Origin of the sequence: Paraburkholderia sp., assembly GCF_035948235.1 — a bacterium.
Taxonomy (GTDB): Bacteria; Pseudomonadota; Gammaproteobacteria; order Burkholderiales; family Burkholderiaceae; genus Paraburkholderia.
The window spans coordinates 1-20822 of sequence record NZ_DASZJJ010000341.1 but is presented as its reverse complement, the minus strand read 5'-3'; the positions used below and the strand labels follow the sequence as shown (position 1 = coordinate 20822).

General features: G+C 64.5%; 17 protein-coding genes. 10 read left to right on the top strand and 7 right to left on the bottom strand.

Annotation, left to right across the window (positions count from 1 at the left end):
* Positions 1-10: 10 nt before the first annotated feature.
* Together VG320_RS30100 and hrpA are read right to left on the bottom strand one after the other, a co-directional pair.
* Positions 11-1051, bottom strand: a complete 1041-nt coding sequence (locus VG320_RS30100) for a beta-propeller fold lactonase family protein (RefSeq protein ID WP_327203729.1) — start codon at positions 1049-1051, stop codon at positions 11-13.
* A gap of 163 nt (positions 1052-1214) precedes the next feature.
* Entirely contained in the window at positions 1215-5921 is a 4707-nt protein-coding gene (hrpA, locus tag VG320_RS30095) for an ATP-dependent RNA helicase HrpA (RefSeq protein ID WP_327203728.1), read from the bottom strand.
* 23 nt (positions 5922-5944) lie between these two features.
* Between hrpA and argA the strand changes: the two genes are divergently transcribed.
* The 3 genes from argA (at position 5945) to proP (ending at position 9805) form a co-directional block, all read left to right on the top strand.
* On the top strand, positions 5945-7348 hold the full coding sequence (gene argA / locus VG320_RS30090; RefSeq protein ID WP_327203727.1) for an amino-acid N-acetyltransferase: 1404 nt from the start codon (positions 5945-5947) through the stop codon (positions 7346-7348).
* 61 nt (positions 7349-7409) lie between these two features.
* A complete protein-coding gene (locus VG320_RS30085) occupies positions 7410-7685 on the top strand; it encodes an oxidative damage protection protein (protein WP_183722845.1) in 276 nt (91 codons plus the stop codon).
* A gap of 665 nt (positions 7686-8350) precedes the next feature.
* Positions 8351-9805: a glycine betaine/L-proline transporter ProP gene (gene proP / locus VG320_RS30080; protein ID WP_414696169.1), complete on the top strand. Its 1455-nt coding sequence runs from the start codon at positions 8351-8353 to the stop codon at positions 9803-9805.
* Positions 9806-9880: 75 nt separating this feature from the next.
* Here proP and VG320_RS30075 read toward each other — a convergent pair whose 3' ends face one another.
* From VG320_RS30075 to VG320_RS30055, 5 genes are all read right to left on the bottom strand, one after another.
* Positions 9881-10357 carry a metallophosphoesterase family protein gene (locus VG320_RS30075; RefSeq protein ID WP_327203725.1) on the bottom strand — a complete coding sequence of 159 codons (477 nt, stop codon included), beginning with the start codon at positions 10355-10357 and terminating at the stop codon, positions 9881-9883.
* A 41-nt stretch (positions 10358-10398) separates the two neighbouring features.
* A complete protein-coding gene (locus VG320_RS30070; RefSeq protein WP_327203724.1) occupies positions 10399-10731 on the bottom strand; it encodes a cupin domain-containing protein in 333 nt (110 codons plus the stop codon).
* Entirely contained in the window at positions 10728-12137 is a 1410-nt protein-coding gene (locus tag VG320_RS30065) for an FAD-containing oxidoreductase (RefSeq protein WP_327203723.1), read from the bottom strand. Before VG320_RS30065 ends, VG320_RS30070 begins: the two co-directional genes overlap by 4 nt.
* 331 nt (positions 12138-12468) lie before the next feature.
* Positions 12469-12678, bottom strand: coding sequence for a hypothetical protein (locus VG320_RS30060; protein WP_027814986.1), 210 nt, complete (start codon positions 12676-12678; stop codon positions 12469-12471).
* A 190-nt stretch (positions 12679-12868) separates the two neighbouring features.
* Entirely contained in the window at positions 12869-13483 is a 615-nt protein-coding gene (locus VG320_RS30055; protein WP_327203722.1) for a glutathione S-transferase, read from the bottom strand.
* Positions 13484-13966: 483 nt separating this feature from the next.
* Between VG320_RS30055 and VG320_RS30050 the strand changes: the two genes are divergently transcribed.
* The 7 genes from VG320_RS30050 to VG320_RS30020 all read left to right on the top strand — a co-directional run bounded on the left by VG320_RS30050 (position 13967) and on the right by VG320_RS30020 (position 20821).
* Entirely contained in the window at positions 13967-14215 is a 249-nt protein-coding gene (locus VG320_RS30050) for a hypothetical protein (RefSeq protein ID WP_327203721.1), read from the top strand.
* Positions 14216-14464: 249 nt separating this feature from the next.
* Positions 14465-14761, top strand: coding sequence for a hypothetical protein (locus tag VG320_RS30045; protein WP_327203720.1), 297 nt, complete (start codon positions 14465-14467; stop codon positions 14759-14761).
* A gap of 1072 nt (positions 14762-15833) precedes the next feature.
* Positions 15834-16886, top strand: coding sequence for a substrate-binding domain-containing protein (locus VG320_RS30040; protein WP_327203719.1), 1053 nt, complete (start codon positions 15834-15836; stop codon positions 16884-16886).
* An 84-nt stretch (positions 16887-16970) separates the two neighbouring features.
* On the top strand, positions 16971-18002 hold the full coding sequence (locus VG320_RS30035; RefSeq protein WP_414696168.1) for an ABC transporter substrate-binding protein: 1032 nt from the start codon (positions 16971-16973) through the stop codon (positions 18000-18002).
* Between the two features lie 37 nt (positions 18003-18039).
* The gene (locus VG320_RS30030; protein ID WP_327203718.1) at positions 18040-18864 is read left to right on the top strand and encodes an ABC transporter permease; all 825 of its coding nucleotides are present in this window, start codon (positions 18040-18042) and stop codon (positions 18862-18864) included.
* Positions 18861-19784 carry an ABC transporter permease gene (locus tag VG320_RS30025; protein WP_327203717.1) on the top strand — a complete coding sequence of 308 codons (924 nt, stop codon included), beginning with the start codon at positions 18861-18863 and terminating at the stop codon, positions 19782-19784. Before VG320_RS30030 ends, VG320_RS30025 begins: the two co-directional genes overlap by 4 nt.
* Positions 19781-20821 carry an ABC transporter ATP-binding protein gene (locus VG320_RS30020; protein WP_327203716.1) on the top strand — a complete coding sequence of 347 codons (1041 nt, stop codon included), beginning with the start codon at positions 19781-19783 and terminating at the stop codon, positions 20819-20821. The genes VG320_RS30025 and VG320_RS30020 overlap by 4 nt, the downstream gene beginning before the upstream one ends.
* Position 20822: the final 1 nt, after the last annotated feature.

Here is a 20822-nt window from a genome sequence, read left to right as displayed (position 1 = left end):
ATGCGGAAAGTTATGCGCCGTTGGGCGACATGACCGGCGCGCGGTCGTAGAAGTAGATGCCGTGCGGCGAGCGGCCCACGGGAATCGTCTTCACGAGCTTCTTCGTCTGCATGTCGATCAGGCCGATATGCTTCGCGAAGCGGAACGTCACCCACAGCCAGCGCTTGTCGGCGGAGAGTTCCATGTCGTCGGGTCCGGGCATCAGACCGTTGATCTCGCCCACTTTTTCGAGCGATTCCTCGTCGATGATGCTGATGACGTTCGAGACGCGGCTCGACACCAGCACGTGGCGGCCATCCACCATCGAGCGGAAGTTATGCGCCGCCTTGCCCACCTGGATCGTCTTGACGATCTTCTGGTTGCGCCAGTCCACTACCGCCACGTAATCGGCGCCCGTCATGCCGACCAGCAGGTATTTTTCGCCGGGTGTCATCCACAGGCCGGCGGGCGCGGGACCGACCTTCATCTTCCAGAGCACCTGCTGCGAGGCCAGATCGACCGCCGCGATTTCGCCAGACACCTGCAGCGAAACGAACACGATCTTGCTGTCCTTCGTGAACGCAAGATGGCTGGGCATGGCCGACAGCGGCAGGCGTTTGGCGACCGTGAAATTCCCCGCGCCGCCGTAGTGATAGATATCCAGACGATCGAGGCGCAGGCCGGTGGTCACGAACCACTTGTTGTCAGGCGAAAAACCGAGCTGATACGGATCTTCGATGTTCTCGATCCAGCGCTGCGGCTTGCCGGTTTTCGGATCGACGAACAACAGGTTGTTGGACACCGAATTCGCGACGATCAGCGAGCTATTGTCCGGCGTGGGAAACAGGTGATGCGGCTCCTTGCCGGTGGGCACCGTGCCGACGAGTTCATGCGTCTTGTCGTCGATGAGGCTCAGTGTGGCCTCACCCGAATTGAGCACGATGATGTTGTTCGCGTGCGCGATGCTCGGCATCACCGTGGTGAGCGCGGCGCCGACGAGTGCGGAGCAGGCAAACATGGCAGCCCGTTTCGCGAAGCGTGCAGCGGTACGGCGGAATTCGTTTGTACGCATGAAGTGTCGTTCCCTGGCAGATCTGTGATTGTAGAACGCCTGCAGGTTCGCAAGGTTGACGTAGGGCCACTGAAATATGAAAGGGGCGCAACGGGCGCCCCTTTTTCGAACAATTTCGATCAACTGTTATGGCCCGCAATGCGGACGTGACGCGCTCGCACCTTCAGCGCTGCATCGATTCCCAGACCTTGTAGAGCCGCTTGACCGACACCGGCATCGGCGTGCGCAATTCCTGCGCGAAGAGCGAAATGCGCAATTCTTCGAGCAGCCAGCGGAATTCGCTCAGACGCGCATCGAACACGCCGCCGCGTTGCGAGAGCGCGCGCTGATACTGCTGCGCGAGCGGCTGGAACTCGGCGGCCTGACGTGCGTCGCGGGCCGGATCGGCGCGCAGCTTGTCGATGCGCAGCGCCACGCCCTTCAAATAACGCGGGAAGTGCACCAGTTGCGCGTACGGCGTGTCCAGAATGAAACGCTTGCTGATGAGCGCATCGACCTGCGCCTGCATGTCCGCAGCCGGTGCGCCAAAGGCCTTGGCCTGCACGAGCTTTTTCGCCAGCGACGCATATTCCGCAAGAATCTGGCCGACCAGCCGCGCAATCTCCTGCGCCAGCAACGAGAGGCGCCCGCGCCCTTCGTCCTTGCGCGCGTGGAAGCTTGCGTCGTCGTCGGGCAGCGGGTCTTGCAGGCAGGCGCGATCGAGCGCGAGTTCGACCAGTTGATCGCGCAATTCTTCCTGGGTGGCACGCGCCATGAACTGCATCGCCATTTCGCGCAGACCCGGCAGGTTTCTCTCCAGATAGCGGATCGGTTCGCGCAACTGCAGCGCAAAGAGACGCCGCAAGCCCGCGCGATGGATGCGCGCGGCTTCTTCCGGCGAATCGAACACCTCGACGTCGCAATGCGAGCCGCGGTCGACCAGCGCCGGATAACCGAATAGCGTCTGGCCGCCCCGGCGGATTTCCAGCAGCTCGGGCAGCTTGCCGAAATTCCACGTGGTGAGGTTTTCGTACAGCGCGGTGGCGGGTGCATCGCCGGGCGCAGGCGTTTGCGGAGCGTTGGGCTTCTTTGGCGCGGCCTGCTGCGATGATGGCGAATTTTCTGCTGTTGCAGCGCCCTCGCCCTGTGCGCGCGTTTCCAGCGCCGCCAGCGCGGTGGCGCTGGCGAGCTTCTGGAACTGCTGCTGCGCCTGCGCGCCGAGTTCCGCGCGCAACTGTGCGAGGTTGCGGCCCATCGCAAGCTGGCGACCGTGCTCGTCGATCACCTTGAAGTTCATGAACAGATGCGCGGGCAGCGTCTCAAGCTTGAAGTCCGAGGTCTTCAACTGAAGCTGCTTCTGCTCGCGCACATCCAGGATGAGCCCTTCGAGCAGCCCGCCCGCGCCGAAGCGCTCGCCGCCCACGCGATCGGCGAAACCGGCCGCGTACTCGGGCAGCGGCACGCAATGGCGGCGCAGTTTCTGCGGCAGCGACTTCAGCAGCAGTTGCGCCTTCTCCTTGAGCATGCCCGGCACGAGCCATTCGCAGCGCCGCGCGTCGACCTGGTTGAGCGCGTAGAGCGGCACTGCAAGCGTCACGCCGTCGCGCGGCGAGCCCGGCTCGAAGTGATACGTGAGCGCCATCGCCACGCCCGACATCGTCATGCGCTTCGGGAACAGCTCGGTCGTCACGCCGGCCGCCTCGTGGCGCATCAGATCGTCGCGCGAGAGATACAGCAGACGCAGCTTGTCCTCGGATTCGCCGCTCTTCTTCACCTCGTCGCGATACCAGCGCTCGAACGGCGCACCCGAGTAAATGCCCTCGGGAATCGCCTGATCGTAAAAACCGAAAATCAGCTCGTCGTCGACCAGCACGTCCTGGCGGCGCGACTTGTGTTCGAGCTGCTCGATATCGGCGAGCAGCTTGCGGTTGTGCGCGAAGAACGGCAGCTTCGTGTCGAATTCGCCTTCCACCAGCGCGCCGCGAATGAACAGCTCGCGCGCGCGCGCCGGGTCCTGTTTGCCGAACGCCACGCGGCGGCGCTGATACACCGGGAGGCCGTAGAGCACACCGCGTTCGAATGCGCTCACCTGCGCCGCGCGCTTTTCCCAATGCGGCTCCGAAAGCGACGTCTTCAGCAGATGCGCGCCGACCTTTTCGAGCCATTCCGGCTCGATCTTCGCGATACAGCGCGCGTAGAGGCGGCTCGTCTCCACGAGTTCGGCGGCCACGACCCAGCGCCCCGCCTTCTTGACCAGCGCCGAACCCGGCCACAAATGGAACTTGATGCTGCGCGCGCCGAGGAAATGCGGCTCGTCCTCGGCTTTCAGGCCGATATTGCCGAGCAACCCGGTCAGCAGCGCGTGATGGATCTGCTCGTAAGTCGCGTCGGATTCGTTGATGCGCCAGCCGTGCTCGCGCACCACCGTCAACAATTGTGAATGCACGTCGCGCCACTCGCGCAGCCGCAGATGCGAGAGGAAATTCGCGCGGCAGGAATCGACCAGTTGCTTGTTCGACTTCTTGTGCGCGACGGCGTCCTCGAACCACGCCCAGATCTTGAGCCACTGGAGGAATTCGGAGCGCTCGTCCGCGAAACGGCGATGCGCCTGGTCGGCCTGCTCCTGCGCCTCGATCGGCCGGTCGCGCGGATCCTGCACGGAAAGCGCGCTCGCGATCACCAGCACTTCGCGCAGCGACTGCTCGTCGCGCGCGGCCAGAATCATGCGACCCACGCGCGGATCGAGCGGCAGGCGCGCGAGTTCGCGGCCAAGCTGCGTGAGCGCGTTGTCGTCATCGACGGCGCCCAGTTCGTTGAGCAGTTGATAGCCGTCCGCAATGGCGCGGCCCGGCGGCGGCTCGATAAACGGGAACGTCTCGATTGCGGTGAGATGCAGCGACTTCATGCGCAAAATCACGGCCGCGAGCGACGAGCGCAGAATCTCCGGATCGGAGAAACGCGGCCGCGCGATGTAGTCGGATTCCTCGTAGAGGCGGATGCAAATACCGTCGGCCACGCGCCCGCAACGGCCCGCACGCTGGTTCGCGGCGGCCTGCGAGATCGACTCGATCTGCAGTTGCTCGACCTTGTTGCGGTACGAATAGCGCTTCACGCGCGCAAGGCCCGTATCCACCACGTAGCGGATGCCCGGCACCGTGAGCGAAGTTTCGGCCACGTTGGTCGCGAGCACGATACGGCGCGCGTTCGACGACTTGAACACGCGCTCCTGCTCCTGCGCGGAAAGACGTGCGAACAGCGGCAGGATTTCCGTGTGCGGCGGATGGTGTTTGCGCAGCGCCTCGGCGGCGTCGCGAATCTCGCGCTCGCCGGGCAGGAACACCAACACGTCGCCCGAGCCTTCGCGGCACAACTCGTCCACGGCGTCGACGATCGCGTCCATCAGATCGCGATCCGTGTCGCGTTGCGACTTTTTGCTTTCGCGCGGCGCGGTGCCCTGCGCGTTCTTCACCGCCGGGCTGTCTTCCTGCACCGGGCGATAGCGCACTTCGACCGGATACAGACGCCCGCTCACTTCGATCACGGGCGCGGGCTTTTCGTCGCTGCCGAAGTGGCGTGCGAAACGGTCGGCGTCGATGGTCGCGGAGGTGACGATCAGCTTCAGATCGGGCCGCTTGACGAGGATTTCCTTCAGATAGCCCAGCAGAAAATCGATGTTCAGGCTGCGCTCGTGCGCTTCGTCGATGATCAGCGTGTCGTAGGCTTTTAGCAGCGGATCGGTCTGCGTTTCGGCGAGCAGAATACCGTCGGTCATGAGTTTGACCGACGCGCCCGGCGACAGATTGTCGGTAAACCGCACCTTGTAGCCGACCACTTCGCCAAACGGCGTGCCGAGTTCTTCGGCGATGCGCCGCCCGGTCGCCGATGCCGCAATCCGGCGCGGCTGCGTGTGGCCGATCAGCCCGCTGCCGCCCGCGCCGAGGCCACGCCCGAGCGAGAGTGCGATTTTCGGCAACTGCGTGGTTTTGCCCGAGCCGGTTTCGCCGCTGACGATCACGACCTGGTTATTGGCGATCGCGCGCGCAATTTCCTCGCGGCGGCCGGAAACCGGCAGCGCTTCGGGGAAGGTGATCGGCGGGATCGGGTTGGGCGTGACCGGTGCGCGTGGAGCACGCGGGGCGCGGGCTTCGCGCGGTTCGCGTGGTTCACGCTCGGGGCGCGGGGCACGCTGCTGCGGTTGTGACTCGCGATTGGCTTCGGCGGCGGCTTTTTCTGCGCGCGGCGGGCGATCGGATTGCGGTTTCGCCGGGCGCGGCGCGTTCTGGCGCGGTGGCTTCGGCTGCTGTGCTTGCTTCTGTGCTTGCTGCGGTTGACGTTGCGGCTGTTGCGCGCGCGGCTGCGGATTGCGCGCGGGTTGCGACTGCGCGCCGGCTTCGCGTGGCTGCTGGCGTTGCCCGCGCGTTTGCTGCGCTTCGCCGGGCGTGGTGGTTTGTGCCGCGGTTTGCGCGACGGCGGCCGGCGCGTTCGCGCGCTCATTAGCTTCAGCACGGACTTCGCTCACGCGTCGCTCATCGCGCGTTTTGCCCTGCCCCTGCGGCGCGGGTTTCGCTGCGGCTTGCGCTTGCTCGCCCTGCTTCGCGGGCGCAACGCTTTGCGGCGTTTGCGGCGTTTGCGGCGGCTGCGTTTGCGCCGGCTTCTGCGGGCGCACCGGCGCGGCCTGCGCCGGCGTGGCCGCGCGCTTGTCCTGCACGCGCGCGCCGCCCAGCGCCCCGCCCTTCATCAGCGCGGCCAGCCGGTCCGTCGACGCGAGATTCTGCCCATCGCCATACTTTTGCGACGCGCGTTTTTCCTGCGCGCCGCCGTGCGCCGCGTCTTTCCCGCCGGGGGTGTTGCTGCCCTGCGCCGAGGCAGGTCTTTTGGGTACATTCGACATGGGGGCGCATTATAATCCCGGGCATGAATTCCCAAACCGACCTCGTCCCCGCCACCGCGAATGCGCCGGCTTCCGCCGCCGCCGCGGAATCCGCCTCAGAGCATGCTGCCCAGCAGGCCGCGCAGCACGCGCAATTCGTCGACTGGATGCGATCGGTCGCGCCCTACATCCACGCATTCCAGGGCAAGACTTTCGTCGTCGGTTTCGGCGGCGAGGTGGTGCACCAGAACCTGCTCAACGCGCTCGTCGCCGACATCGCGCTGCTACAGGCCATGGGCATCCAGATCGTGCTGGTGCACGGTTCGCGCCCGCAGGTCGAAGAACAGATGAGCCTGCACGGCGTCGAATCCGAGTTCTCGCACGGCATGCGCATCACCAATGCCCGCGCGCTCGAATCCGCCAAGGAAGCCGCCGGCGAAGTGCGTCTCGATATCGAAGCCGCCATCAGCCAGGGTCTGCCGAACACGCCGATGGCGCACGCGCACATCAGCGTGGTGTCCGGCAACTTCGTGACGGCGCGCCCGGTCGGCATTCTCGACGGCGTGGATTTCCAGCACACCGGCGTGGTGCGCAAGATCGACGCCGATTCGATCCGTCACTCGCTCGCCAGCCGCAAGCTCGTGCTGCTTTCGCCGCTCGGTTTCTCGCCCACAGGCGAAGCGTTCAATCTGTCGATGGAAGATGTAGCGTCCGCTGCCGCCATCGCGCTGCGCGCCGACAAGATCGTGTTCCTCACGGAAACGCAGGGTCTGATCGGCGAGGAAGGCGAACTGATCCGCGAAATGTCGCTCGACGACGCCTACAAGCTGCAGGAAAGCGGCACGGTGCTGGGCGACGCCGGTTTCTATCTGAAGCATTCGATTCGCGCCTGCCGTGGCGGCGTGGGCCGCGCGCACATCATTCCTTATGCGCTCGACGGCGGTTTGCTGCTCGAACTGTTCCTGCACGATGGCGTGGGCACCATGATCTCGTACGAGAACCTGGAAAGCCTGCGCGAAGCCACGCCCGACGACGTCGGCGGCATTTTGACGCTGATCGAACCGCTCGAAACGGACGGCACGCTGGTGCGGCGCGGCCGTCACCAGATCGAGCGCGACATCGACCATTTCTCGGTAATCGAGCACGATGGCGTGCTGTTCGGCTGCGCGGCGCTCTACGCGTACTCGCAGGAACGCATCGGCGAAATGGCGTGCCTCACGGTGTCGCCCGAAGCACAAGGCTCCGGCGACGGCGAGCGCCTGCTGCGCCGGATCGAGCAGCGCGCCCGCGCACGCGGCCTCACGCGCATCTTCGTGCTCACCACGCGCACCGAACACTGGTTCCTCAAGCGCGGCTTCGTCAAGGCCACGGTCGACGACCTGCCCGAAGACCGCCGCCGCCTCTATAACTGGCAGCGCAAATCGCTCGTGCTGATGAAACAGCTCTGAGCGCCCTCATCTGCGGATGAAGCGACTGTCACCCACACATACGACTTAGGAGAAGCACAGCATGGCCCGTATGATCCAATGCGCGAAGCTCGGCAAGGAAGCCGAAGGTCTCGATTTCCCGCCGCTGCCGGGCGAACTCGGCAAGCGCATCTATGAAAGCGTCTCGAAGGAAGCGTGGCAAGGCTGGCTCAAGCAGCAGACCATGCTGATCAACGAGAACCGCCTGAACATGGCCGACCCGCGCGCGCGCCAGTACCTGATGAAGCAGACCGAAAAGTACTTCTTCGGTGACGGCGCCGATCAGGCTTCGGGCTACGTGCCGCCGACCCAAGCTTAAGCTTCCTCGAAGCCGTGCCACCCGATCCGTCCCCGACGGGATTCCGGCACGCGAAACCCCGCAAAAACCGCGCCGTCGAGCGCGGTTTTTTTATGCGCTTCATGCGGATTCACGGCCCGTTAGAACGGCCGCCCGAATCGCCGCAATCCCCCGTCCCGCAAGGCCTGGCGGCCGCCCGCAAGAACCCCGTCGAAGGGGCCGTTTGCACGATCTTCAGTTATCGTGCTATCATGTCGCTTCTTTCAACAGGCATTAGCCATCAATTGCATTCAGACCGGCACCCAAAACCGCCTTCCGTCTGAGTGTTTTCATACAAGAAGAACGATCCGCCACACGGACATTCTTTTTCGTTTCAGCGACGCTTCACCGGGCACCCTCGTGCTGGTCCAGCGTCACATGTGCCCTGCCCCCCAACAAGGCCACGCAGGCGCAACGCATACGCACAATTCGATCGAGTGTCGTTTCGCGACATTCAGCATGCCATTCGCGCGCCGACTGCCTCGCAGCCGGACCGGACGCTCCATTTGCGGCGTTCACGCGCGGCCCGCAGCCCGACTTTGCAGCCCAAGGTTGTCATCGACAACGGCCGCTATCGCGAAACGGCACTCTCCGGCAACCGTGGCGAGCTCTGATGGAGTTCGTCGCAGTCATTGGAGATGCAGACCTTGACCGCTTCCACTTCCGGCTCGTCGGCCCAGACCGACCTGACAATCGACGACATTACGATCGTCGACAAAAGCCTCCTCAAACGCGCCGTCGGCGCCATGGCACTCGGTAACGCCATGGAATGGTTCGACTTCGGCGTGTACAGCTACATCGCCGTCACGCTCGGCCAGGTATTTTTCCCGTCGAGCAACCCTTCGGCACAGTTGATCGCCACCTTCGGCACCTTTGCCGCCGCCTTCCTCGTGCGCCCGATTGGCGGCATGGTGTTCGGGCCGCTCGGCGACCGTATCGGCCGCCAGCGCGTGCTGGCGATGACGATGATCATGATGGCTTGCGGCACGTTCGCGATCGGCCTGATCCCGTCGTATCACTCGATCGGCATTGCAGCGCCCATACTGCTGCTGGTCGCGCGTCTGGTGCAGGGCTTCTCGACCGGCGGCGAGTACGGCGGCGCGGCGACCTTCATCGCCGAGTTCGCCACCGACAAGCGCCGCGGTTTCATGGGCAGCTTCCTGGAGTGCGGCACGCTGATCGGCTATGTGTTCGGCGCGGGCACGGTGGCCGTGCTGACGGCCCTGCTCTCGCACCAGCAACTGCTCGACTGGGGCTGGCGCGTGCCGTTCATGATCGCGGGGCCGCTTGGCATCGTGGGTCTGTACATCCGTATGAAGCTGGAAGAAACGCCGGCGTTCAAGAAGGAAGCCGAGCTGCGCGAAGCCGAAGAGACTGCGCGTCCGAAGCTCACGATGAACTCGCTGCTCACGCAACATCTGCGCCCCTTCCTGCTGTGCGTGGGTCTCGTGCTGATCTTCAACGTGACCGACTACATGGCGCTCTCGTACCTGCCGAGCTATCTGTCGGCGACGCTGCACTTCAACGAAACGCACGGTCTGTTCGTCGTGCTCGCCGTGATGGTGCTGATGATCCCGATGACGCTGGCCTTCGGCCGCCTGTCGGACGCGATCGGCCGCAAGCCGGTGATGCTCGCGGGCTGTGTCGGCCTGATCGTGCTGGCGATTCCCTCGCTCACGCTGATCCAGACGGGCGCGCTGGTGCCGGTGTTCCTCGGCCTGCTGATTCTGGGCACGCTGCTGTCGTGCTTCACGGGTGTGATGCCCTCGGCGCTGCCCGCGCTGTTCCCGACCGCGATCCGCTACGGCGCGCTCGCCATCGGCTTCAACGTGTCGGTTTCGCTGTTTGGCGGCACCACGCCGCTGGTCGCGGCCTGGCTCGTCGAGCACACGCAAAACCTGATGATGCCCGCGTACTATCTGATGGGCGCGGCCGTGGTCGGCATCATCTCGGTGCTGGCGCTGCATGAAACGGCGCGTCGCCCGCTGCCGGGTTCGGCGCCTAGCGTGAGCACCCGCGCCGAAGCCCATGCGGTGCTGCGCGGCGTGCGTCTCGCCCGCGAGATGGACGACGACTACGCGGCCATGCCGGCACGCGTGTAAGTCAAAACTTTCCGATCGGAAAGTCGTGAAAAAGGCCAGCTTCGTGCTGGCCTTTTTTGCGTTTGCGCGCTGCGATCAATTGATCAGCAACGTGTGCTCAACCTGCAATACGCCGCCGTTTCCAATCGTCAGCATCGCGGCGCTGATCGGCAATTTGAAGCGGCGCGGCCCCGCGCTGCCGGGATTCACATAGAGCACGCCGTCGCGCGTTTCCTGCGCGGGCTTGTGCGAATGCCCGCTCACGACCATGGCGATGCCCTGCGAAGCGGGATCGCCGCGCAGATCGGGCAACTCGTGCACGACGACAATCGACACGCCACCGATTTCCACCACGGTCTGCACCGGCAGCGCATCGGCCCACGCACCGCGATCGTTGTTGCCGCGCACCGCCGTCAAGGGCGCGATGCGGCCAAGCTGGTCGAGCACTTCGGGCGCACAGATGTCGCCTGCGTGGATGATCGCGTCGCAGCCCTGCACGAACGTCAAAAGCTCGGGGCGCACGAGATTGTGCGTATCGGAAACCAGCGCGACGCGTAGCGGTGTTTGGGGCATGGACGACTTCGATGATCAGGGAAAAGCGCACGACGCGTGGCTCAAGCGTCGAAGTATACGGCGAGCCAGACCGTCGGCGCGCGCGGGTCCGTCCACGCCACCCGATGCCGGCAATGCGCGCGAATGTGTACGTAGTCGCCTGGCTTCAGGCGCGCCCGCGGGCCGCCTGACGCCTCGAATTCCAGTTCCGCCGCACCCGCGAGCAACACCACCCACTCGTCGCGCGGATCGTCGTACCAGAAGCCATCGGGACTCGCCTGCCCCGTCGAGACAATGCGCTCGATCAGCACGCCCGACTGAGCGACGAGGCGCTCGAACACTTCCTCCTGCGCCCCCGCGTCGATGCCTTCGAACAGATTGCCTGGCGCGCTCATACGAGCGGCTTCAAACCGTCGAGCAAGGTCGGCACGAGTTCGCTCACGGTCGGATGAACGTGCATCGCAAATTGCAGCGTGGTGTACGGCGCATCGGCCGTCATCGTGTCGATGAAGGTATGAATCGCCTCGTCGCCTTCAATGCCGAAGATCGTCGCGCCAAGAATGCGCTTCGTCTGCACATCGACCAGCGCCTTCATGAAGCCATCGGTCTCGCCGCGCTCGCGTGCACGGCCCACGCGCGACATCGGCATGGTGGCGATCAGCGCGGGCTTGCCGCTTTCGCGCACTTCGCGCTCGCTGGCGCCCACGCGCGCCAGTGGCGGGTCCACGAACACGGCATAGGCCGGAATGCGCGTATCGGCGCTGCGGTTCGCACCGTCGAGCAGATTGGCGGCGACGATCTGGTAATCGTCGTAGGAGGTGTGCGTGAAAGCGCCGCGTCCGTTCACGTCGCCGAGCGCCCAAACCCCGGCGACGCGCGTACGCAATTGCCCGTCGACGGGAATCAGGCCATGCCGGTCGCGCTCGATACCGGCGGCTTCGAGGCCGAGATCGTCGGTATTGGGAATGCGCCCGGTCGCGAACAAAAGATGCGAAACGTCGAGCGTCTCGCCACCGAGCGTGATGCGGATGCCGTGCCCAGGCGTCGCGCCCAGCGGCTCGACGCCTTGCGGCGAGTTTCCGAAGCGAAACTCCACGCCTTCGCGCACCAGCACGTCCTGCACGCCTTTGGCGACGTCGTCGTCCTCGCGCGTGAGAATGCGCTCGCCGCGCACCAGCACCGTCACGCGGCTGCCGAAGCGGCGGAACATCTGCGCGAATTCGAGCGCCACGTAGCTGCCGCCGCAGATCGCGAGATGCGTGGGCAATTCGGTGAGCGAAAGAATCGTGGAATTCGTTTCGTACCAGATGCGCTCGAGCCCGGGCACCGGCGGCACCGCCGCGCGGGTGCCGGTATTGATGAAAATTTCGTCGGCTTCGAGCGCTTCGATATGGCCGCCTTCGGACATGACGCTGACCGTATTTGGCCCCGTAAAGCGACCGTGCCCCTGCAGCACCGTGACGTTCTTCGCCTGGCGCAGCCAGCGCTCGACGCCGTCGCGCGACGCGCCGATGATGGCGTCCTTACGCGCTTTCACGGCGGCAAGATCGACACTTACATCGCAATGGCCCACGCCATCGCCAATGCGCACGCCGTAGTCCGCCGCGTGCCGCGCGACATGCGCGGCGCGCGCACTGGCCACATAGGCCTTGGTCGGCGTGCAGCCGACATTCACGCAGGTGCCGCCGAACGCCGCGCGTTCGATGATCGCCGTCTTGCGCCCGCTCGCGCCAAGCCGCACCGCCAGCGGCGGCCCGCTCTGTCCCGTGCCGATCACGATTGCATCGAATCGCTGTGCCATGCCGCTCTCCCTGTCGTGAAGGACTTGGTGCGCGCACGGCGCGTGCCGTGCGTGGTATGCGTGCCCGGGGTGTCACTACGTTCGCGTCATGTTACGCCGGCGGCGTCACGGGCCACGCGAGCGCGGCCGGGCGAGTTTCGGATCGGAAATCGAGAAAAAGCGCGAGAAAAATGCAAAAAAAAGCCACCCCGGATCATGGGGTGGCCTACAGGGTGACAGCACAACAGCAAACGGGCGATGCCGCTGCGCGTCGGGGGGGAAACGTGAAATCTGCGTGGTGTGTGGGGTCGTTGCCGCCTGCGCGGTTTTGAAGATCGCTCAGTGAGATCGCTCAGTGCACGCTTTCGCCAGGCGCTGCGCAGCCATGGCTCGCGCACCAGAGGTCGCGCGAGCGCTGGAACGCCGCACGCGCACCGCGCGTCGCGACCAGCAGCCCGATCTGGCCCATGTTGAAGTCGAGCGACACCATCAGCTGCATCAGGTCCACCATCGGCAGGACCAGTGCTGGCTGATACAGTTGTCGTTCGATAAAGTCTTTCATGACGGCTCCCACTGCGGCCGCCGCGTCGACGTGACGCAGCGGCATTAACATGGAAGCCATTCTAGGAATGTAGCGTCCGCCGATAAATGGCCTGCGCGCGAAGTCACTTGTCGCCAAAGTCGAACAATCGCTGTTCGGGCGGCAGGACAAGGGTTTGCGGCTAGCGGCGCGGCCTCGAACTACCCCAGCGTCACTCCAGCGGCGTCGCAACGAATTCCGGCAACGCCTCCGCGCGCAGGGAAAGCGCGGCAACGGCGGGATATCGGGCCGGATCGACGGCGCCGGGCAGCACGAATTGCGTGAAGCGCCACGCCACGGCCGCTGTGATATCGGCCTGCGTGATCCGCCCCGCGCACAGCCAGCCCTGCCGCCCTTCGATGAGTTTGTCGAGCACGCCCCAGGCCGCGTGCATCTGCGCGTTCACGCGCTCGAACCAGGGCTCGTGCTGGCGCTCCTCGGGCCGCAACTGGCGCTCGTAGACCTGCTGGATCGTCTTTTCCATCGCCGCCAGCGCAAAACCGTTCACGCGCAGCGCAAAGGTACGCTCCTGGCGTTCTTCCGGCAGCAGACGCTGCGCGGCCGGCACCTTGTGGTCGAGGTAGTCGAGGATCAGCGTGGAATCGATCAGCACCGTGCCATCGTCATCGACCAGCGTGGGCGCCTTCACGACCGGGTTGACCTGCGCGAACTCGTCGTACTGCCTGAACACCGACACGCTGCGATGCTCGAACGGCAAGCCGAGCACATGAAGCGCGATCGCGACGCGGCGCACGTAGGGAGAATCCATCATGCCAATCAGTTGCATTACTCACCTCGCCTGAGAGAACCGGGAAAAAGATGGCAAAAAAGAGGACCGGACCATCGATGGTGCAGCATTGTGCGATCCAATTCAAGATTGATGAGATTTCATCCCGATGGCTTTTCCCAACTGGTACGGTCATAAAAATCTAATCGAAATCAAACCTCAAAATCGCCGGCAAAAACGCCGTGTCGATCTGCCACGCACGATTATTTCTGTCCGGGATTACATTGGTTAGCAGACAAACCGCGTGACGCGACGCGACATTGCTGCGTCGCAATGGCCGGTCTGTCATCAGGTTTCCGGCGCCATCGCCTTACTGCATAAGGCAAAGCGGATCGGCCCTCATAAAAGCAGGATGCCGAAGCATCTTTACGCAGAAAATCAAGGTCGATTTATGCGCCGCATGTGCTGCAGCGCATCGCCGGGAAACTCCTGGATTCATTGCTTAATAGCCTGCGCTAGTCTGAACGTACAGGAGGCGAAATCATGAGACAGGTATTCAACATTGGCATCGTCATCATCCTTGCACTGCTCGTCGGGAATCGTGTCCTGACTCGTGTGCAGGCGCACGAGCGCGGCGCGGTCTCCTGCGCGAAGGGTTCTGAACTGGTTCGGCTCGAAGCGCTGGCGCGCGGTTTTAGCTCAATTGGCGCGCGCAGTCAGGGCGAAAACTTCATGTCTTCGTGCCTTGTCTCCGGTCAGGCACAGGTCGGCTCTGTAGTCGGTCACGACTGATTTCCACGGCGAATCGCGCGCGCTTCCCACTAAGGCAATCGTTTTAGCGCGCGTCTGATTCGCATTTCGAATAAAGCCGCGATCCGACGATCAGCGGCTTTTCTCGCCCCTTGCGGCATACCGCGACGGGCACGAACATTCCCCTTCCTTCCGCCGGCGGCGCCCTTGCTGCGCGCGCTTGACTCATTGCGACCTTAACGTCTGCTAACCTTTCTTTCGGGTTGCCAATGCCGATGTTTGGCGGCGACAATGGTGCGCAATCAAGGGGAATCTATGAAAGGTAGCATCCTGTTGCTCGGGCTCGGCATGCTGACGGCGTGCACGTCGGTGACCGGTATCAATTCAAGACAGGATGGACATTTTTCCGTGACGAGCCGCGCGCGGTGGGACATCGTTTCATGGAATCGCGTGCGCAGCGCTGGCATCAAGGAAGCGCAAGCCTACTGCCACAAGCGCAAACAAGAGATGCATACCGTCGAAGTCCACAGCGAAGGGCTACGCGGCGTCACCGCCCAGACAGTAGAGGTGGTATTCGACTGCATCTAGCTGCCCCGCTCCAGATCGCGCAAAGCCCCGCCCATCAAGCGTTCCAGCCTGACTCCCACCGCCTCCTCGCTCCAACCCTGCAGTTGCGCAACAGTTTGTTGTCGTTCTCCCTGATACTCAAATCGCATCGGCAAGCTACACTGATGACACATTTTGTTACGGTTCGTCTCAGTTCGTATCATGCTGACCGCTTTCTATATCGCTTCGCCGCTCGCCATTGCCGCCTTGTTCGGTTTTGCCCGGCTGGTGAATCCGCGTACCGGCCAGATCGGCCGATAATCGGGCGCTGCGCGGCCTGATCCGGTTCGCGGCTGGATTGCCGCCGATCGGTGCTGCCGCTCTTCACGCGCCCACCGCGCGCCCGCAAAACGGCCGCGTATCTCTCGCGTTTGCGCATGCGCGCTCTCTCGCGCCAAACGGCCAACGTTTGCGGCGCCACTCCCGCAGATCGACACTGAAACGCACAACAAAAAACCCGCGAAGCTTTGCGCTATCGCGGGTTTCAGGGCTTCTTGCGAAGCATGTTCAGGGTGGCCCTGGTGCCGGCGACCGGACTTGAACCGGTAAGCCGTGAGGCGGCGGATTTTCGTCACACTACGTCTTTAGACGCCGCGCGCTTATGTATCGAACGTACAAAACCGTATCGGACACAAGCGGCGTTCGTGCGCTGGACTATGCCTTCGCCGTAGCCGGGAAACCTCGTGCATTGCAGCCGCACGGGCTTTCGAACCTTAGGCGCCCCCCGTCTAGTCTCTACACCTTCCATGCCGACGCTTGCGCGCCAGCCGGCTTGGCTCGGCGTCGCCTCGGCACCGGGCGCTTTCGCGCCGCCTGGTCCCAGGGGTTTCGCCGAATTTGAGGGGTTCTGCACCGGCCGTTTCCGGCTGGGCACTCAATCTGTGTTTAAGTCCGCTATGTTTACCAATTTCATCACGCCGGCAGGGCGGACGGGATTCTACCACTGCCGCACGCGCCCTCCCAAGCCTTCAGAGGCCACCGCGTCATCGCCCGGTCACATGCGCTTTCCATAATCGGCCGCATCGAAAACGTTTACAACGCCCGGGCCGCCCGCATGACGCCAACCATCAAGGATGTCGCTGCACACGCTGGTTTTTCGATTGCCACCGTTTCACGGGCAATCAACGCACCGCATACGGTCAATCCGGTCACGCTCGCCAAGGTGCGCGAAGCGATCGATGCGCTCAAATTCCGCCCTAATCCGATTGGCCGCCAGTTGCGCGGCGAGCGCACGCGCCTGATCGGCGTGGTGCTGCCCACGCTTGCCAATCCCGTGTTCGCGGAGTGCCTGCAAGGCATCGACGAACTCGCTTCGGCGCAGGGCTTTCGCCTCATGCTGATGACAACGCAGTACGACGCCCAGCGCGAACGCCACGCGATCGAAACGTTGCGCGCGCAACGGGTAGAGGGCCTGATCCTGACGGTCGCCGACGCCGATACCCACCCGCTGCTCGACGAACTCGACGCCGACGGCCCGCTTTACGTGCTCATGCACAACGACACGACGCGCCGCCCCTCGGTGTCCGTCGATAACCACCAGGCCGCCTGCGACGGCGTGCGCATGCTGATTGCGCACGGCCACCGGCGCATTCTGATGCTCGCTGGCACGCTCGCCGCCTCCGACCGCGCGCGCCAGCGCTACGCCGGCTACGCTCACGCAATGGAACAGGCCGGCCTCACGCCCGCACCCGCGCTCGAGATCGATTTCAACGCTGAAGCCCTCGCGCCATCGGTGCTCGCGCATCTGAGCACGGGCCCCGCGCGCCCCACGGCGCTGTTCTGCAGCAACGACCTGCTGGCGATGGTCGTGATGCGCGGTCTGCGCCGCGCGCGCCTGCGGGTGCCGCAGGACATGTCGATACTCGGCTTCGACGGCCTTGCGATGGGCGAGTTGCTCGCGCCGCCGCTGGCGAGCATCGGCACGCCTAACGGCGAGATTGGCCGCGCCGCGTGGCAGCGTCTGATGGCGCGCATCAGCGGCGAATACGCGGGCCCGACGCTCGACCTCACGCTTGAACACACGCTGCGCGAAGGCGGCACGATCTCGGCCATCGCGACGGGCAGCATGGCGGCACGCGGCGTAACGCGCGGCGACGCACTCATCTAGACACGGCAGCATCCGCAAGTCATTACCGGGCCTCGCACAGGGGTTCGGCACATCCTCGCACCGCATCCGACCAGGAGACCCGACGTGATACGCCGCTTCGCCCTCGCCGCCAGCACGGCGCTCAGCCTCGCTTTCGCGCTGGCCAGCAGCGTCGTTACATCGACGCCTGCCTACGCCGACGAAACCGCCATCTGCTACAACTGCCCGCCCGAATGGGCCGACTGGGCGAGCCAGATTCAGGCGATCCAGCGTCAGACCGGCATCCGCGTGCCGTTCGACAACAAGAACTCAGGCCAGTCGATCGCGCAGTTGATGGCCGAGCAGAAAAGCCCGGTCGCCGATGTCGTCTATCTGGGCATATCGTCCGCGTTCCAGGCGAAGGACAAGGGCGTGATCGCACCGTACAAGCCCGCGCATTGGGACGACATCCCCGCGAACCTCAAGGACCCGCAGGGCTACTGGTTCGCCATCCACTCGGGCACGCTGGGCTTTTTCGTCAACAAGGACGCGCTCGACGGCCGGCCGGTGCCGCGCTCGTGGGCGGACCTGCTCAAGCCCGAATACAAAGGCATGATCGGCTACCTCGATCCGTCGAGCGCCTTTGTGGGCTACGCGGGTGCAGTGGCCGTGAACCTCGCGCTCGGCGGCACGCTCGACAATTTCCAGCCCGGCCTGAACTGGTTCAGCAAGCTCAAGGCGAACCAGCCGATCGTGCCGAAGCAAACCGCCTACGCGCGCGTGCTCTCGGGCGAGATTCCGATCCTGCTCGACTATGACTTCGACGCCTATCGCGCGAAATATAAGGATCACGCCAACGTCGAATTCGTGATTCCTACCGAAGGGACGATTTCCGTGCCCTATGTGATGAGCCTCGTGAAGAATGGGCCGCACGCGCAAAACGGCAGGAAAGTGCTGGATTTCGTGCTCTCCGATCAAGGACAAAAGCTGTGGGCCAATGCCTATCTGCGCCCCGTGCGCGCGAGCGCGCTCTCGCCCGACGCAGCCGCGAAGTTCCTGCCCGCAAGCGACTATGCGCGCGCGAAGCCCGTCGATTTCGCGAAGATGGCGGGCCAGCAGCAGACCTTCGGCGAGCGTTATCTGCAGATCATGCACTAGACCGCGCTGCGCTTACTTTCATCCACATCTATCGTCCATGCACGACCTCACCTTCCCGCTGCGCTGGCGCGTGGCGCTCGTCGCGCCCGCACTCGCGGTATTCCTCGCTTTCTGGCTGCTGCCGATGGTCGCGCTCGTTCAGGTCAGCGCCGATGGTCATCTGATCGCGACTTATCGCGCACTCCTGACGAATGGCCGCTATATGACGAGCCTGCTGGAAACCGTGCTGCTCTCGGCTGCGGTTACGCTGGCCACACTCGTGCTCTCCACCGTCTGCGGCATGCTGCTCGCGCGCCGCGAATTCCCCGCGCGCCGCGTGCTGGTCGCGCTGCTGACATTTCCGCTCGCGTTTCCGGGCGTGGTGGTGGGCTTCATGGTCATCATGCTCGCGGGGCGCCAGGGATTGATCGGCGCGCTCGCGCTGCGCCTCGCGGGCGAGCGCTGGGTGTTTGCTTATTCGATGGCGGGGCTGTTCCTGGGCTATCTGTACTTCTCGATTCCGCGTGTGATCGTCACGGTGATGGCCAGCGCCAGCCAGTTCGACGCGTCGCTCGAAGAGGCGGCGCGCTCGCTGGGCGCGTCGCCGTGGCGCGTGACGCGCGACGTGATCCTGCCGGCGCTCACGCCGGGACTGATCGCCGCCGGAGCCGTGTGCTTCGCGACCGCAATGGGCGCATTCGGCACGGCCTTTACGCTCGCCACCGATATCGACGTGCTGCCCATGACGATCTATACCGAGTTCACGCTCAACGCCAACATGGTGACGGCGGCGGGCCTTTCGATCGTGCTGGGCGTCGTGACCTGGGTCGTGCTGACGGTTGCACGCAGTCTCACAGGCGCGTCCGTCGCGGCGACGGCATGAGCGCGGTGCCACGCAACGAAGTCGATGACGGCCGCGTGAGATCCGCCGTCACGCCGACCGCATCGCGCGCACGAAAGCGCCTCGCTCCGCCCTCCGCGCGCGCGTGGCTCGCAGCGGCGCAGTGGTTTGTCACGCTCGCCACCTGCGCGTTTCTCGTCGTGCCGGTGGTCATGTCGATCGTCGCGGGCCTTACCGTGAACTACTTTCGCGGCGTCGCGAGCGGCCTCACGCTGCGCTGGCTCGACGAAGTGTGGACGCAATACCACGGCTCGGTTTTCCTGTCGCTCGAAGTGGCCGCCGCCACGCTTGCGATCACGCTGGTCGCGGGCGTGCCCGCCGGCTACGCGCTTGCGCGCAGCCGCACGCGCGTCTCGCGCCTGATCGAGGAACTGCTCGTGATGCCGGTGGCGCTGCCCGGCCTCGCCTCCGCGCTCGCGCTGCTGGTGGTGTACGGCGGTTTCTCCGCGTTTCGCATGAGCGCGGCCTTTATCGTGGTCGGCCATGTGATCTTCACGTTGCCGTTCATGGTGCGGCCCGTGAGCGCCGTCTGCGCCGCAGCGGATCTGCGCACGCTGGAGGAAGGCGCAGCGAGCCTCGGCGCGAATTTCGTGCAGCGCTTTTTCACGATCGTGCTGCCTAATGCGCGACCCGGCATCCTGGCGGGCGCGCTCGCGGTGCTCACGCTCTCCATCGGCGAGTTCAACCTCACCTGGATGCTGCACACGCCCGACACGAAAACGCTGCCCGTCGGCCTCGCCGATACCTACGCGTCGATGCGTATCGAAATCGGCAGCGCCTACACGATTCTCTTCTTCGTGATGACCATGCCACTGCTCGTGGCGATGCAATGGCTCGGCGCACACACGCCCGGCAGCCGAAAAAATAGCGGCAGAAAGCGCATTCATCAGGATTCCCAATGAAACTCGATTCAATGCCGATCACGCTCACGCAGTGCTGCAAGACCTTTCGCGGCACGCGTGTGCTGGAACCGCTCGACCTGTCGATCGGCGCGGGTGAGACGCTCGTGCTGCTCGGCCCGTCGGGTTGCGGCAAGACCACCACGCTGCGCCTGATCGCCGGTCTGGAAACACCCGACGCGGGCGGCCAGGTGCTTTTCGGCGACGACGATGTCACCGCCCTGCCGATCGAGCGTCGCAAGGTCGGCATGGTGTTCCAGAACTACGCGCTGTTCCCGAACCTGAACGTGCGCGGCAATATCGGCTACGGTCTGAAGATTGCGCGCGTGAGCGCCGCCGCCGCGCGCGAGCGCGTGGACGAACTGCTCGCGATGATGCGTCTGGAAGCCCATGCCGACAAACCCATCGGCCAGCTTTCGGGCGGCCAGCGCCAGCGCGTCGCGCTTGCCCGCGCGCTGGCGCGGCGTCCGCGTGTGCTGCTGCTCGACGAGCCGCTCACGGCCCTCGATGCACGTCTGCGCGATACGCTGCGGGGCGAAATGAACACGCTGCTGCGCGAACTGGGCGTAACCACCGTGTACGTCACGCACGATCAAGCCGAAGCGATGGAACTGGGCGATCGCGTCGTCGTCATGAGCGCCGGACGCATCGAGCAGATCGGCACGCCGCGCGAGATCTATTACCGGCCCGCGAGCCGCGCGGTCGCGCAGTTCGTCGGCACGCTCAACCGGATCGCGGGACAATGGCGCGACGGCGCGCTCGTTACCACGGGCGGCAAGCTCGACACCCACACGGCGCATTCGGCTGACACCACAGAACTCTTCTTTCGCCCCGAGGACGCCACCCTCGCCGATCCAGCCCACGCTCCGCTACGCGGCGTAATCGAACAATCGACCTTTCTTGGCGAGCGCACGCGGCTGACCATCGGCGGCGCGGCGCCCGATGCGCTCTTCGTCGATGTCGCAGGCCGCGTCGAACTTGCGCGCGGCACCGCCGTGGGCCTTGCCATCGCGCCAGAAGCGCTCATCGCGCTCGCGTAAT